Source organism: Streptomyces sp. NPDC001135 (assembly GCF_053598395.1).
On sequence record NZ_JBSFKD010000048.1, the window covers coordinates 27,143 to 42,282 of the forward strand.

General features: G+C 73.2%; 11 protein-coding genes. 3 read left to right on the top strand and 8 right to left on the bottom strand.

The genetic code is table 11. The features are described 5' to 3' along the window. Nucleotides 1-62: 62 nt before the first annotated feature. The 8 genes from ACWC94_RS38425 to ACWC94_RS38460 form a co-directional block, all read right to left on the bottom strand. Nucleotides 63-986, bottom strand: coding sequence for a S66 peptidase family protein (locus ACWC94_RS38425; protein WP_450801937.1), 924 nt, complete (start codon nucleotides 984-986; stop codon nucleotides 63-65). After that, nucleotides 983-2,935 (bottom strand): prolyl oligopeptidase family serine peptidase, encoded by a 1,953-nt coding sequence (locus tag ACWC94_RS38430; RefSeq protein WP_450801938.1) that lies wholly within the window; start codon nucleotides 2,933-2,935, stop codon nucleotides 983-985. Before ACWC94_RS38430 ends, ACWC94_RS38425 begins: the two co-directional genes overlap by 4 nt. 16 nt (nucleotides 2,936-2,951) lie before the next feature. Next, entirely contained in the window at nucleotides 2,952-4,268 is a 1,317-nt protein-coding gene (locus tag ACWC94_RS38435; RefSeq protein WP_450801939.1) for a M20/M25/M40 family metallo-hydrolase, read from the bottom strand. Continuing rightward, nucleotides 4,261-5,094 (bottom strand): M55 family metallopeptidase, encoded by an 834-nt coding sequence (locus ACWC94_RS38440; RefSeq protein WP_450801940.1) that lies wholly within the window; start codon nucleotides 5,092-5,094, stop codon nucleotides 4,261-4,263. Before ACWC94_RS38440 ends, ACWC94_RS38435 begins: the two co-directional genes overlap by 8 nt. 83 nt (nucleotides 5,095-5,177) lie before the next feature. Continuing rightward, a complete protein-coding gene (locus tag ACWC94_RS38445; protein WP_450801941.1) occupies nucleotides 5,178-5,891 on the bottom strand; it encodes a class I SAM-dependent methyltransferase in 714 nt (237 codons plus the stop codon). Between the two features lie 143 nt (nucleotides 5,892-6,034). Next, nucleotides 6,035-8,494: a SpoIIE family protein phosphatase gene (locus ACWC94_RS38450; protein WP_450801942.1), complete on the bottom strand. Its 2,460-nt coding sequence runs from the start codon at nucleotides 8,492-8,494 to the stop codon at nucleotides 6,035-6,037. A 154-nt stretch (nucleotides 8,495-8,648) separates the two neighbouring features. Beyond that, complete coding sequence (locus tag ACWC94_RS38455) at nucleotides 8,649-11,054, bottom strand: MFS transporter (protein WP_450801944.1); 2,406 nt, start codon at nucleotides 11,052-11,054, stop codon at nucleotides 8,649-8,651. 187 nt (nucleotides 11,055-11,241) lie between these two features. Continuing rightward, on the bottom strand, nucleotides 11,242-11,685 hold the full coding sequence (locus ACWC94_RS38460; protein WP_450801945.1) for an SRPBCC family protein: 444 nt from the start codon (nucleotides 11,683-11,685) through the stop codon (nucleotides 11,242-11,244). Nucleotides 11,686-11,821: 136 nt separating this feature from the next. Between ACWC94_RS38460 and ACWC94_RS38465 the strand changes: the two genes are divergently transcribed. The 3 genes from ACWC94_RS38465 to ACWC94_RS38475 all read left to right on the top strand — a co-directional run bounded on the left by ACWC94_RS38465 (nucleotide 11,822) and on the right by ACWC94_RS38475 (nucleotide 15,091). Beyond that, nucleotides 11,822-12,853 (top strand): Rv2578c family radical SAM protein, encoded by a 1,032-nt coding sequence (locus ACWC94_RS38465; protein WP_450801946.1) that lies wholly within the window; start codon nucleotides 11,822-11,824, stop codon nucleotides 12,851-12,853. A 174-nt stretch (nucleotides 12,854-13,027) separates the two neighbouring features. Further along, nucleotides 13,028-14,587, top strand: coding sequence for an alpha/beta hydrolase (locus ACWC94_RS38470; protein ID WP_450801948.1), 1,560 nt, complete (start codon nucleotides 13,028-13,030; stop codon nucleotides 14,585-14,587). A gap of 105 nt (nucleotides 14,588-14,692) precedes the next feature. Then, nucleotides 14,693-15,091, top strand: coding sequence for a RidA family protein (locus ACWC94_RS38475; protein WP_450801950.1), 399 nt, complete (start codon nucleotides 14,693-14,695; stop codon nucleotides 15,089-15,091). The last annotated feature ends 49 nt before the right edge of the window (nucleotides 15,092-15,140 follow it).

Here is a 15,140-nt window from a genome sequence, read left to right on the forward strand (position 1 = left end):
ACGTGTCAGACGCGGTCAATCGGCGCGCACGTGGTTTCTTGACGGGGATTCAGTGAACGTGGTCAGCGCAGTGCGGGCTCGTCGAGCGTCAGCGTGGCGGTCTCCGCGTCGAGTTCGGCCGCGACGCCGAAGGGTATCGTCAGCGCGCCGGCGCAGTGGCCGAAGCCGAACTCCTCCACCACCGGTACGCCGAGCGCGCCGAGCCGGTCGGCCAGCAGCGGCCGTATCTCCTCGTAGCGGGAGCAGTCCTGCCAGGAGCCGAGCAGCACCCCGCGCACCTGCTCCAGCCAGCCCGCGCGCAGGAGCTGGGTGAGATACCGGTCCAGCCGGTAGGTCTCCTCGCCCACGTCCTCCAGGCACAGCAGCCCGCCGGCCGCCGAGGCACGCGCGTGCGGCGTGCCCAGCTCCGCGGCGAGCAGGCACAGACAGCCGCCGAGGGTGACACCGCGGGCCCGGCCGGGCACGAGGGCGCTCCCGCCGGAGGCGATGGTGCGGACGGTCTCGGGGGCGAAGAGCGTGGCCCGCAGGTGCTCCTGCGCCTGTACGTTCTTGACGAAGTCGACGCCGGCCGCCATCGGCCCGTGCAGCGTGGCGAGTCCGAGGCGGGTGGCGAAGGCCTCGTGCAGGACGGTGACGTCGCTGAACCCGACGAAGACCTTCGGCCCGGCCGCCCGCAGGGCGTCCCAGTCCAGCAGGTCGATCATGCGCTGGGCCCCGTATCCGCCGCGGGCGCACAGCACCGCGTCCACCCTCGGGTCGCACCAGGCGTTCTGCAGATCGGCGGCGCGGTCGGCGTCGGTGCCGGCCAGGTAGCCGAACTCGGCGTGCCGGTCCAGGACATGGGGTCCGGCCACCGGGTCGAGGTCCCAGCCGCGGAGCACGTCGAGGCCTGCCTGGAGCCGCTCCTCGGGCACCGGCCCGCTGGTGGCGACGACGGCCACCCGGGCGCCCGGGGCCAGCCGCTTGGGCCGTGTCAGTTCCTTCACGTGTGCAGCTCCAGTCTCGGGACGCCGGGCACGTCCAGCCCGAACACCTGGGCGTACAGGGAGATTTCGGCCTCCAGGGCGCGGATCATCGTATCGGCCCGCCGGAACCCGTGTCCCTCCCCCGCAAAGGTGACGTAGGCGTGCGGCACGCCCCGGCCCGCGATCCGGGCGAGGAGGCGTTCGCACTGGGCGGGCGGGCAGATCACGTCGTCCAGGCCCTGGAGCAGCAGGAAGGGCACGGTGAGCCGGTCGGCGTGCGCGGTCGGCGACCGCTCGGCGTACCGGGCCGGTGCCTCGGCGGGCGGCCCGATCAGCGACTCCAGGTAGTGGGACTCGAAGTCGTGGGTCTCGCCGGGGCCCCAGGTGGCCGGGTCGAGGACCGGGTAGACGATGGTGCCGCAGGCGTAGACGTCGGTCGTGGCCAGGGAGGCGGCGCTGGTCCAGCCGCCCGCGCTGCCGCCGCGGATCGCGAGCCGGTCCGGGTCGGCGGTGCCCTCCTCGGCGAGGGCGCGGGCGACGGCCGCGCAGTCCTCGACGTCGACCACGCCCCACTGTTCGCGCAGCCGCTCGCGGTAGGCCCGCCCGTACCCGGTGGAGCCGCCGTAGTTCACCTCGGCGACCCCGATGCCCCGGGAGGTGAAGTAGGCGATGGCCAGGTCCAGCACGAGGGGCACCCTGCTGGTCGGGCCGCCGTGCGCCCAGATGACGTAGGGCGGTGCCTCGCCGTCGGGCGCCCTCCGTTCGGGGTGGTGCGGCGGGTGGACGTGGGCGTGCACCTCACGGCCGTCCGGGCCGGTGAAGGTGCGGATCCGCGGCTCGGGGTAGTAGGCGGGGTCGACGGCGTCCCGGTGCCGGGCGCCGATGACGCGGGCCCGGCCGGTGGCGGTGTCCAGCTCGACCACTTCGTACGCGGTGCGCGGACTGGCGCCGACGCCGACGACGCGTCCGCCGTGGACGGCGAGGGTGGGGCCGAACTCGGTCCACGGTCCGGCGGTGTCGACGATCTCCCCGGATTCTGTATCCAGTATCCCGAGTACGGTCGACCCCCGACCGTGTACGACCGCCACCAGGCCGTCGTCCAGCGGCGCGAACCAGCGCAGGCCCGGTTTCCACAGCGGACCGGCGAACTCCTCCTCGCGCGGGCACAGCGGGGTGCCGTCCCGGTACAGGTTCCACCAGCCGCTGCGGTCGCTTGCATACAGAAGACGGTTGTCCGCCGACCATTCGGCCTGCGCGATCGACTCCTCGGGCCCGCCGGCGACGGTGTCGACGGTATGCAGTGTGCCGTCGGCACCGATCTCGGCGACGAGCAGTTCCGTCCCGTCCCACGGCATGCGCGGATGGTCCCAGGCGAGCCAGGCCGCCCGGCGGCCGTCGGGCGAGACGCGGGGCCCGGTGACGAACCGGTGCCGGTCGTCGGTGAGTTCCCGCACGGCGGACCGGTCCTGGGCGGCGGAGCCGTCCAGCGGCACGGCGGCCAGCACCCGCCGCAGGTCCGAGGGGCCGTCGCCGGTGAACTCCTCCAGCACACACCACACTTCGCCGCGCGCGAGGTCCAGGTGGGGGTCCGCCCAGCGCAGTCCCGCGCCGACCGGGGAGAGGGGGGTCAGCGGGCGGGGCTCACGGCCGGGCTCGTACCGGTACAGCCGCTGGTCGGCGAAGTGCGTGAACACGACGAGCGGTCCGCCGTCGCCCACCGCCCCCGTCCAGGGCCGGCCGCCGTACTCCATCACCCGGTTGCGCACGTTCCACGGCGCGGGCAGCACCGCCTCCTGCGAGCCGTCGGCCGTGCGCCGTACCAGTGCCCGCCGGCCGCCCTCGGCCGGCCGGGGCGCGGTCCACCACACCTCGTCCCCGACGAAGCCCACCCACTCCGGCTGTCCGTCGTGCGCGGCGGCCAGTTCCGCGTCGATGGGCGACGGCCACGATCCGTACGGCGACGTCAGCACCTCGTCCCCCGTTCCCCTAGACCGTCCGCAGGAAGCGGTCGAGTACCCGGACGCCGAAGTGCAGCGCCTCGACGGGCACCCGCTCGTCCACGCCGTGGAACAGGGCCTGGTAGTCGAGGTCCTCGGGCAGTTTCAATGGGGTGAACCCGTAGCCGGTGATGCCGAGCCGGGAGAACTGCTTGGCGTCCGTGCCGCCCGACATGCAGTACGGCACCACGTGCCCGTCGGGTGCGAACTCCCGCACCGCGGCCCGCATCCGGGCGAACGTGGGCGAGTCCACCGGTGTCTGCAGGGCCACCTCCCGGTGTGTGAACTCCCAGCTCACGTCCGGTCCGGTCAGGTGGTCGAGGGTGGCGGTGAACTCCTCCTCGGCGCCCGCCAGATACCGGCCGTCGACGTAGGCGACCGCCTCGCCCGGGATGACGTTCAGCTTGTAACCGGCGTTCAGCATGGTCGGGTTGGCGCTGTTGCGGACGGTCGCCTCCACCAGTCTGGCCGCCGGACCGAGCTTCTCCAGCAGCCGGTCCACGTCCGTGAAGTCGGCGTCGATGCCGTACAGCGCGGCGAGTTCGGCGAGCGCGGCCCGCACGGTCGGGGTCAGCCGCAGCGGCCACGTGTGCTCACCGATCCTGGTGACGGCGGCGGCGAGGCGGGTCACCGCGTTCTCCTTGTTCACCTTGGAGCCGTGCCCGGCCCGGCCGCGCGCGGTGAGCTTCAGCCAGCCGGTGCCCCGCTCCCCCGCCGCGATCGGGTAGATCTGCCGGCCGGCGCCGTCGTGGAAGGTGAACGCCCCCGACTCGCCGATGCCCTCGGTGCAGCCCTCGAACAGCTCGGGATGCTCGTCGGCGAGGAAGCCGGAGCCGTCCTCGGCGCTGGCCTCCTCGTCGGCGGTGAACGCGATGACCAGGTCCCGGCGGGGCCGCAGGCCGGCCCGGGCCCAGCCGCGGACGACCGCGAGGATCATCGCGTCCATGTTCTTCATGTCGACGGCGCCCCGCCCCCACACCACCCCGTCGCGGATCTCGCCGGAGAACGGGTCGACGCTCCAGTCGGCGGCCTCGGCGGGCACCACGTCGAGGTGACCGTGCACCAGCAGCGCGTCGGCGGACGGGTCGGTGCCCTCGATCCGGGCGACGACGTTGGTGCGGCCCGGCGTGCGCTCCAGCAGCAGCGGCTCCACCCCGGCACCGGCCAGCCGCTCGGCCGCGTACTCGGCGGCGGGCCGCTCCCGGCAGTCCCCGCCGCCCCGGTTGGTGGTGTCGATGCGGATCAGGCCGGAGGTGAACTCCACGACCTCGGCCAGGGCGAGCTCATCGGCCTGCTGGTCAGCCATACTGCTCCTCCACGGCGGCGGAGACGATCGTGGTGACCGCCTTGAACGTCCTGATCCCCTCGTACATGGTGGGGCTGGTGTACGCCACCTTCCGCTCCCCGGTCCGCGCGACCCCGGGCACGACGGTCGCGGCCATCGCCAGGTGCTCGGCGTCGAACTCCACGGCGACCGTGAACGGCCCGGCCTGGACGGGCGTGTGGCGCACCGCCAGCTGTGCGGCCTCCTTGGCGGCGGCGCGGATGTCGGCGGCGGTGCGGGCCGGGGTGCGGCACACCGCCGCGTACCGCGACACATGGTCCTTCACCGCCACCTTCAGTGCCTCCGGCGCGTAGCCGAGCGCGTCCTCGCAGGCGAGGTCGTCACCGGTGACGAGGACGACGGGGACGCCGTACTCGGCGACGACGTGCGCGTTGAGCAGGCCCTCGCTGGCGCGGACGTCGTTCAGCCACACCCCGGTGATCTGGTTGGCGAGGTAGGTGTGGGCGAGGACGCCCTCCATGCCGGCGCCCGCGTGGTAGCCGACGAACGCGATGCCGTCGACGTCACCGTGCTGCACGCCCTCGACCATGGACAGCGCCTTGTGCCGTCCGGTGAGCATCTCGACCCGCTCGTCGAGCCGCTCCAGCAGCAGGTTGCGCATGGTCCAGTGGGCCTCGTTGACGAGCACCCGGTCGGCGCCGCCGTCGAAGAAGCCCTCCACGGCGGCGTTCACGTCCGAGGTGAACATCGACCGGCACCGCTCCCACTGCGGCGTCCCCGGCAGCACGTCGGCCGGCCAGGTGACGCCCGTGGCCCCCTCCATGTCGGCACTGATGAGGATCTTCATGGTGCGTCACGTTACGCGCCGAGGCGCGGCCAGGCTACGACCCCGGCGCACCGGCCGGACGGCGGGCCGCACACTCCTGGGCGCTACGCCCGGGCGAGGACGAACCAGCGGGCCGGCAGGTCGATGCGGGTGCCGTCGGCGAGGTTCTCGGTCTGCGGCAGGGCCGTGTCGCCCTCGGCGAGGATCTTCAGGCCGGCCGCGCCGAGCAGTCGCGGGATCTCCTCGTCGTCGGCGTCGGCGGGCTTGAGCCCGTGGTGGAAGACGCGCCGGAGCTTGGGTCCCGGGCCCTCGGACGCGGCGCGCTTCAGGACGTCCCGGGAGCCGGAGGTGAGCTCGGCGACGAACGCGCGGCCCTCGGTGCCGATGATCTCGGCGACGGCGGCGGCGACCGCGGGCCGTGCCTCGGGTTCGCTCTGGTGGATGACGGCCCGCATGAAGACGTTGGCGTCGCCGAGCCTCTCGTGCAGGGCGCGTACGGCGTCGCCGTCGGTGAGGTCGAGCTGCTGGAACTCCACGGCGTCGTCCCGTGTGGCGCGGCGGGCGTGCTCGACGGCGGCGTGCGAGAGGTCGACGCCGACGGCGCGCGCGAACCGGGTGGCGAGGTGGCGGGTCTGGGTGCCGTTGCCGCAGCCGAGGTCGACGATGGTGCGTTCCGGGTCCGCGTGGGACAGCAGCAGGGCGCTGTACGGTTCGGCGGACAGGGCGGGGTCGCAGTCCCAGATCGCCGCGCCCGCCTCGTCGGAGGTCTCTCTCCAGTAACTCTCCCAGTTGCTGCGGTACTTGTCCGAGACGTTCATGCGCTCTCCCCACGGTTCGGTTCCGTGATCGGGATATCGCGGGGGCCTGCGGCCGGGCAAGGGGCGCGCGGTCACCTTCACCGGATGTACGGACGCCGGTGGAGCCGGGGGGCGCGCACCGACGGGTGGCACGCCCCCTCTTCTCATCCTCTTCCTGTGATGGCCTGTTCGAACCACACGGTCTTACGGTGACCGGTGGCGCTGGCGCCCCACTCCCGGGCCAGTCGGCTGACGACGCGCAGGCCGCGGCCCGACTCGTCGTACGGCCCGGCGCTGAGCATCTCGGGCAGTCCGGGTTCGTCGTCGGTCACCTCGAACAGCAGTGCGTCGGTGCGGACCACGCGCAGCCCGACCGGCTCGCTCTGGGCATGCCGGACGGCGTTGGTGACGACCTCGCTGACCAGCAGTTCGGCGGTCTGTACGGCCTGTGGCAGCTCCCACCGGAGGAGTTGGGCGCGGACCTCGCGGCGGGCCCGGGCGACCTCGCGCGGGTCGGCGTCGAACCGCCATGCGGCGACGTGGTCGTCGGGGATGCCGTTGAGGCGGGCCATGAGCAGGGCGACGTCGTCCTTGCGGCCGCCGCGCGTGTTCAGGGCGCGGATGATGGTGTCGCAGGCGTCGTCCATGGAGGCGGCGGGGTGCGCGGCGGACTCGCAGAGCGCGGCGAGGCCCTCGCCGATGTCGCAGCCGCGCACCTCGACCAGGCCGTCGGTGCACAGCACCAGCCGGTCGCCGGGCGAGACCTTGATCCGGGTGGCCTCGAAGGGGACGCCGCCGACGCCGACGGGGGCGCCGGTGGGCAGGTCGAGGAGTTCGCTGCTGCCGTCCTCGGCGCGGACCAGGACGGGCGGGATGTGTCCGGCGTTGGCGAGGTGCAGGTCGCCGCGGATGGGGTCGTAGACGGCGTACAGGCAGGTGGCGAGGTAGGTGTCGCCGAGTCTGCGGGCCAGGTCGTCGAGGTTGCGCAGGAGTTGGACGGGCGGTGTCTCCATGGTGGCCATGGTCTGTACGGCGGTGCGCAGCTGGCCCATCATCGCGGCCGAGTTGAGGCCGTGTCCCATGACGTCGCCGACGACGAGGGCGGTGCGCGAGCCGGGCAGTTTGATGGTGTCGAACCAGTCGCCGCCGATCCGGCCGAGCCGGGTGCCGGGAAGGTAGCGGGTCGCGATGTCGCAGCCGGCCATCCGGGGGCTGACCTGCGGGAGCATGCTGTCCTGCAGGGTGTCGGCGACGTTCTCCTGGTAGGTGTACATACGGGCGTTGTCGAGTACGAGGCCCGCGCGGGCGGCGAGTTCGGCGCCGGTGGTGCGGTCGATGTCGTCGAAGGCCGGGCGGTCCGGGCGGCGCATCAGCACCATGAAGCCGAGGACGACGTTGCGGGCCTTGAGCGGGACGATCAGCAGGGAGCGGCCGGTGATGAGCGGCCTGAGGTCGCGTTTTTCGAACTCGCCGGAGATACGGTCGCCCAGTTCCTCGGTCACCCTCGGGACGATGACCGGTTCGCCGGTGACCATGCACTGGTAGAACGGGGTGTGTTCGGGGAAGGCGAAGGATTCGCCGACCGGCACGGTGTCGTCCCAGCGGCCGGGTTCGTCGTTGTGCTCGACCCAGACGCGGAACATCACCGTGTGGGCGTCCGGCGGGCCGTCCGGGAAGCCCTCGCCGGCGAGGACGGCCGCGCGCAGGTGGGTGCCCGCGAAGTCCGCGAACCGGGGTACGGCGGCGCTGGTGACCTCGCGGATGGTCGCGCCGAGGTCGAGGGAGGAACCGATGGCGGAGCTGACCTCGTTGAGGAACTCCAGCCGCTCGCGGACGGCGGCGTACTCCAGGTCCTGTTCGGCGCCGTGCGGGACCGCGGTGACCGCCGTGCGCCGCTGCTGCTGCGGTACGAGGGGCTGGGTGCGGGTGCGTCCGGGGCGGCGGGGCACGCCCCAGTACGGGGTGACGGGGACCCGGTCGAACTGGCTGAACTCCAGGACCGGGTAGCCCAGTTCGAGCACCTGCGAGACGATGCGGCCGCTGAGCCCGGGGCCCATGTTGGGCAGGATCTCGGGCAGCCGCCGTTCCAGTTCCTCGGAGGCGGGCAGTTCGGTGTGACGGGCGAAGCCGGGCGCGATGCGTTCGGCGGTCTCGTCGTCGTAGCCGCGTTCGTCGCGCAGCCGGGTGGCGTCGGCGGCGAGTACGAGCAGCCGGGACGGTCCGGGGCCGACCAGCGGGTAGGCCCACCACAGCACGTCCAGCCGCTCGCCGTTCTCTTCCCGCGCGGGCGGGAAGAGGCGGGCGCGGCCCGCGGTGGCGTAGGCGGTGTGCCCGCCGAGCGAGGCCTCGAGACCGGGGCCGAGTGCGCCGTACTCCTCGGGGGCGTCCGGCATCGCGTCGCCGCGCAGGTCCTCGGGCAGGGCGCCGGAGACGGGCAGCAGGTCGGCCGCGGCACGCCCGACGGCGTCCTGCCTGTCCACGCCGAACAGGCGCCGGGCACCGCTGCTCCAGTGGGACACCAGGCCGTCGCGGTCGACGACGACCACGGCCAGCGGAATCCGGCCCGCCGCCGCGCCGTCTGCGCCGCTCCCGGGAGGCGTCTCCCGCTCGCTGCCACGGTCCATGGCCCAGGCCCTCTCTCCCCACGGCTGTACGCAAACGATCTGTGCCGCCCGCCACTACGGTACGGCGGCGGCTGGTCGCGATGTGTGGCAATCCCCGAATTGGTCCGACCTGATCGCACCGGCGCGCAGCTCAGCGCCCTGCGCGCGCCCCCGTTCAGCCCGCTCGGTCCTCGTGGCCCAGCTGGAGGTCCCGTTCGATACGGCCCCCGCCCGCGACCTGGAGGACGGTGGCGACCGGCGGGTAACCGGCGGCGATGACGGTGTACTCGCCGGACGAGAGGTCGACGAACCGGAACGCTCCGTCCGTCGTGGTGGTGAGGGTGTCGACGACGTTCCCGGTGGCGTCCAGGAGGGTGACGCGCGCGTCCTGGACGGGCCGTCCGCCGGTCGTGCGGACGGTGCCCCTCAGCACGGCGCCGCCCGCGAGTTCGACGTCCTGCCGGGTCTCCCGGGAGGCCTGCACGGTGACCGGGAGGGCGGCCGGGCGGAAGGCGGGGGCGCTCGCGGCGAGGGTGTACTCGCCGGCGACGAGCTCGGTGATGACGTAGCCGCCCTCGCGTCCGCTGCGGGTGGTGGCGACGACCTCGCCGTGCACATCGGTCAGGGTGACGGTGGCGTCGCGCACGGGGGTGCCGTCGGCGGTGAGCACGCTGCCGGCGAGGCGCCCGGCGCCGCCGAGGACCACGTCGAGTTCGACGGGCCGTTCGCCCACGGTGACGGAGACGGCCTGCGGCTGGTGGCCGCCGGCGGCGGCGATGAGCACGTACGCCCCGGGGCCGGGCGTGCCGAGCGCGTACCGCCCGTCCTCGCCGCTCGCGCCCCGGCCGATCTGTGCTCCGGCGACGTCGATCAGGGTGAGGGCCGCGCGGGGCACCACGGTGCCGTCGGGGTGCCGCACGGTGCCGCGGACGGGGACCGCGGCGGCGTACGGCGTGCGGGCCTGCGGGATCGGCGGGTGCCCGGGGTCAGGCTCGGTCTCCGGCTCCGTTTCGGTGGTGTGGTGGGACACCAGTGGTCTCTCCTTGAGGAAGAAGGCGACGATCACGCCGAGGACGAGCACCGGGACGAGGTAGAGGAAGATCCGGGGCATCGCGTCGGCGTAGGCGCGGATGTAGCCGTCGCGCAGGGCCGGGGGCAGCGCGTGGACCGCGTGGGGGGTGATGGACTGGGGGTCGGCCAGCCGGGCGCCGGTGCGCGGCGGCAGTTCCCTGCGCAGGGCGGCGGTGAGCCGGTTCGTGAAGAGGGTGCCGAAGACCGCGGCGCCGACGCTGCCGCCGATCTGCCGGAAGTAGTTGTTGGCGCTGGTGGCGGTGCCGAGGTCGGCGGGCTGTACGGAGTTCTGCACGGCGAGGACGAGGACAGGCATCACCGTGCCGATGCCGGCGCCGAGGACGGCCATCCAGATGCTGTAGTGCAGCCGGGGCGTGTCCGCGTCGAGGCGGGAGAGCAGCCACATGCCCACGGCGGAGACGGCGCCGCCGAGGACGGGGTAGAGCCTGTAGCGGCCGGTGTGGCTGATGAGCTGTCCGACGACGACGGAGGCGCCGACGATCCCGGCCATCATGGGCAGCATCAGCAGCCCGGACCCGGTGGCGCTGGCCCCGTCGGCCATCTGCAGGAAGGTCGGCAGGTAGCTGGCGGCGCCGAACAGCGCGACGCCGGTCACGAGGCCCACCAGGCCGCTGACGTTGAAGACGGGGTCGCGGAACAGCCGCAGCGGGATGAGGGGTTCGGCGGCGAAGCGCTCGGCGACGAGGAAGAGGACGACGGCGGCGGACGCGCCGGCGCCGAGGCCGGTGATCTGCCGTGAGTCCCAGGCGTACTCGGTGCCGCCCCAACTGGTCAGCAGGACCAGGCAGGTGGACGCGGCGGCGAGGAGCAGCGCGCCGAGCACGTCGAGGCGTCCGCGGCTGAGCGGCCTGGGGAGTTTCAGGACGAGGGTGATGACGGCGAGGGTGACCAGGCCGAAGGGGACGTTGAGGTAGAAGCACCAGCGCCAGGAGAGGTGGTCGGTGAAGTAGCCGCCGAGCAGCGGCCCGGCGACGGAGGCGAGCCCGAAGGCGGCGCCGATCAGGCCCGTGTAGCGGCCGCGCCGCCGGGGCGGCACGATGTCGGCGATGATCGCCTGCACGCCGGTCATGAGCCCGCCCGCGCCGACGCCCTGGAGCGCGCGGAAGGCGATCAGCTGGTCCATCGACCGGGACCGGCCGGCGAGCGCGGAGCCGACGACGAAGACGGCGATGGCGAACTGGAAGACGCCCTTGCGGCCGACGAGGTCGCCGAGCTTGCCGTACAGCGGCAGGCCGACGGTGGAGGTGAGCAGGTAGGCGGTGATCGCCCAGGACATCCGGTCCAGGCCGTGCAGTTCGCCGACGATCTTCGGGAGCGCGGTCGCGACGATCATCTGGTCGAGGGCCGCGAGCAGCAGGGCGAGCATCAGCCCGAAGAACACGAGCCGCACGCGGCGGGCGCCGAGTTCGCCGGCCTGGGCCGTTGGGGTCGCGGGCGCGGCGGGAGGCGCCGTGCGCGGCTCGTCCCGCATCAGAGTCGTCCCGCCCACGTACCGCTCCCCTCGTCGCACCTGTCACATTTCCCGCGTAAGGCGACAACTGCGAACAACTTCGGCGAGTTACGGCACGGTTCGGGACGAGCGGGAGGTCCACTCGAACCGGTGAAGGGGTCCCCCGGGGACCCCCCGGAGGTCAAAGCCCCTTCACCGTCCCGGAATTAGGGGTCGGCCTCCCGGCCTACTTCTCGACCTCGGCGGCCAGCTTGGCGAGCACCGCGTCGTAGATCCGGCCGAGGCCCTTGGGCGCGAAGGTCCTCTCGAAGAAGCCGCCGATGCCGCCGGCGCCCGTCCAGGTGGTGGTGACGACGACCCGGGAGCTGCCCTCGCCGGCGGGGGTGACGCGCCAGGTGGTGACCATGGACGAGTTGCGGTCCTTCTCGACCAGCTCGCCGTCGGTGGGCTCGCTGACCTCCAGGAGGCAGTCGCGCACGCGCTTGCTGGTGGCCTGGAGCTTCCAGTGGACGAGGGTGCCCTCGCCGTCGCCGCCCTCGCGGACCTCGTACTCGCTGAAGTGCTCGGGCAGGAGCTTGTGCCGCGTGCCGCGGTAGTCGGCGAGGGCGTCGAACACCTTCTCCGCGTCCGCCGCGACGACCCGCTCCGTAGTGGCCTCGACCTGCGCCATTGCATTCCTCCAGGACCTGCGTTTCTCGGGGTGGGGGCAAGCCAACCACCCCGGTGCCCGGCCGCCCAAATCGGGGGTCGCACGATCATGGGAACACATGTTCTATTGTGTGCGCAGTGCTAGCGAGGAGGGCGTCATGCGCTGGGAGAACCTCACGGAGGAAACCGAACACGGCCGGGCCGGGACCGCGCTGTTCGGCTCGGACGCCGTCGTCAGCCGCACCTTCGACACGCCCGAGTTCCGCGGGATCACCTTCCACGAGGTCCGGGCCCGCTCGGTGCTGAACCGGGTGCCGGGCGCCTCGCGCATGCCGTTCGAGTGGACCGTCAATCCCTACCGCGGCTGCACGCACGCGTGCGTGTACTGCTTCGCCAGGAAGACGCACGGCTACCTTGACCTCGACACCGGCATCGGCTTCGACACCCAGATCGTCGTCAAGGTGAACGCGCCCGAGGTGCTGCGCCGCCAGCTGGCCTCCCGGCGCTGGCAGGGCGATCACGTGGCGATGGGCACGAACGTCGACTGCTACCAGCGCGCGGAGGGCCGCTACCGGCTGATGCCGGGCATCATCGGCGCCCTGACCGAGCACGCCAACCCGTTCTCGATCCTCACCAAGGGCACCCTGATCCTGCGCGACCTGGACCTGCTGGTCCGGGCGGCCGAGGTGACGGACGTGGGCATCTCGGTCTCCGTCGGCTTCCTCGACACCGAGCTGTGGCGCACGGTGGAGCCGGGCACACCCGCGCCCGAGCGCCGGCTGGACGTCGTACGCGCCCTGGGCGACCACGGCATCGGCTGCGGGGTGCTGATGGCGCCGGTGATCCCGTTCCTGAGCGACCGTCCGGACCAGCTGCGCGCCACGGTACGGGCGACAGCGGCGGCCGGGGCCACCTCGGTGACGCCGCTGACGCTGCATCTGCGCCCCGGTGCGCGGGAGTGGTTCATGGCCTGGCTGGGCCGGCACCACCCGCACCTGGTGCGGCGCTACGAGCGGCTGTACGCGGAGGGCGCCTACGCCCCCAGGTGGTACCAGCGCCGGATCACCCGTCAGGTGCACGAGCTGGCGCAGGAGTACGGGATCGGCCCCACGCGCGCGGGCCTGGCCCGCCGGATCCGCCCGGCGGAGCCCGCCGGCGTGCCCGGGCCGACGCAGCTGACGCTCCTGTGAGGGCCGCCTCCAGGGGACGGCCCCGCCCAGCCCCGTACCAGGGCGTTCGAGGGCTTCGGGCAACCCAAACGGGTCAACTATGCCTATGAAGCGTTCTTCAGAGCGCTGATTCCGGGACGATCCGGCGAGAGGGGTGATCCTCCGGCCCGCCGAACCTCCGTCCCGGGAGGACGCATGAGAACACGCGCAGCCGTGCTGTGCGCAGCCGCCGCCGTGCTGGCGGGCTCGGTCACCGCCCTGCCCGCGCAGGCCGCCCCGGCCGCCCCCGCCGCGCGGCTCGCGTGGACGAAGTGCGGCACCGACGAGTACCCGACGCTCCAGTGCGCCTCCCTCAAGGTGCCGCTGGACCACGCCGACCCGTCGGGCCGGCAGATCACGCTCGCCCTCTCCCGCGTCCCGCACACCGCGCGGACCTCCCAGGGCCCGCTGCTGGTCAACCCCGGCGGGCCCGGCGGCAGCGGCCTGGACCTCGCCGGATTCGTCGCCTCGGCACTGCCCGGGAACGTGGCGGCGCAGTACGACGTCATCGGCTTCGACCCGCGCGGCGTCGGCGCGAGCAGCCCGGACCTGGACTGCGCACCCGGTCACTTCAGGACGGTCCGCCAGGACACCGTGCCCGCCACGGCCGCGCTGGAGCGGACGAACCTGGACCGCGCCCGGTCCTTCGCCGCCGCCTGCGGCCGCAAGTACGCCGACGTGCTGCCGTACATCGACACGGTCAGCACCGTGCGCGACATGGACCTGATCCGCGCGGCCGTCGGCGCGCCGAAGGTCAGCTACTTCGGCTACTCCTACGGCACCTACCTGGGCGCGGTGTACGCGAGGCTGTACCCGCAGCGGGTCCGCCGCCTGGTGCTTGACTCGATCGTCGACCCGACCGGCGTCTGGTACGCGGACAACCTCGGCCAGGACTACGCCTTCGACGACCGCCACCGCGCGCTGATGGCCTGGATCGCCCGGTACGACGGGACGTACCACCTCGGCAGGGACCCCCAGAAGGTCGAGGCCGAGTGGTACGCGATGCGGGCGGCCCTGGCGAAGAAACCGGCCGGCGGCGAGGTGGGCGCCTCGGAGCTGGAGGACACGTTCATCCCCGGCGGCTACTACAACGGCTACTGGCCCGACCTCGCCGAGGCGTTCGCGGCGTACGCGCGCGACAAGGAGACCGGGCCGCTGGTGGAGGCGTACGAGGACCTCGGTGCCGTGGACGGCTCCGGTGACAACGGCTACAGCGTCTACTCGGCGGTGCAGTGCCGTGACACCTCCTGGCCCGGCGACTGGCGGCAGTGGCGCACGGACGCCTGGGCGGTGTACGCCAAGGCGCCCTTCATGGCCTGGAACAACCTCTGGTACAACGCACCGTGCGCGTTCTGGCCGACCGCGCGGCGCGAGCCGGTGGACATCACCAACGACGGGCTGCCGCCGGTGCTGCTCTTCCAGGCGACCGACGACGCGGCCACGCCGTACCCGGGCGGTGTCACGGTCCACCGTCGGCTCGCCGGGTCCAGCCTGGTGGTCGAGGAGGGCGGCGGCAACCACGGCATCACGCTGAGCGGCAACGACTGTCTGGACGGGTATCTGGCCGCGTATCTGACGGACGGCCGGGTCCCGCGGGGCACGGGGGTCGCCGACGCCGTGTGCGCGAAGTCCCCCGACCCGAAGCCGGTGGCCCCGAAGGCGGCGTCGGCCGTGTCGCGGGGGCGGACGTTGCACGGCTTGCTGGGCTTCCGCTAGGCGCTTGGCCGCTCAGGTGGCGCTCCACCCCCGCGGGGGCGTGGGACGAGCGCAGACCGCAACCCGGCAACGGCCGTTGTCAGTGGGCCGGTCCATCATGGGGCCATGAGTGAACCGACCAGGATCGCCGCCCCGGACGGCGTCGCCCCCGCGGCCCAGTACAGCCATGTCGTCTCGGCCAGCGGCCGCTTCGTCGCCGTCTCCGGCCAACTCGCCCTGGACGAGCAGGGCAAGCCGGTCGGCGAGGGCGACCCCGCGGCCCAGGCCCGCCAGGTGTTCGAGAACCTGAAGCGCTGCCTGGCCGCGGCCGGCGCCGGTTTCGAACACGTCGTCAAGCTGACGTACTTCGTCACCGACACGGCTCACCTCCCGGCGATCCGCGCGGCCCGCGCCGCCCACATACCCGACGACCGCCTCCCGGCGTCCTCCGCGGTACAGGTGGCCGCACTGGTGGCGCCGGAGTTCCTGATGGAGATCGAGGCGCTCGCGGTGGTGGGCGACTGAGCGGGGAAGGACTCGGAGGGGCTCGGGGGGTCCACCGTCAGGTGGCACT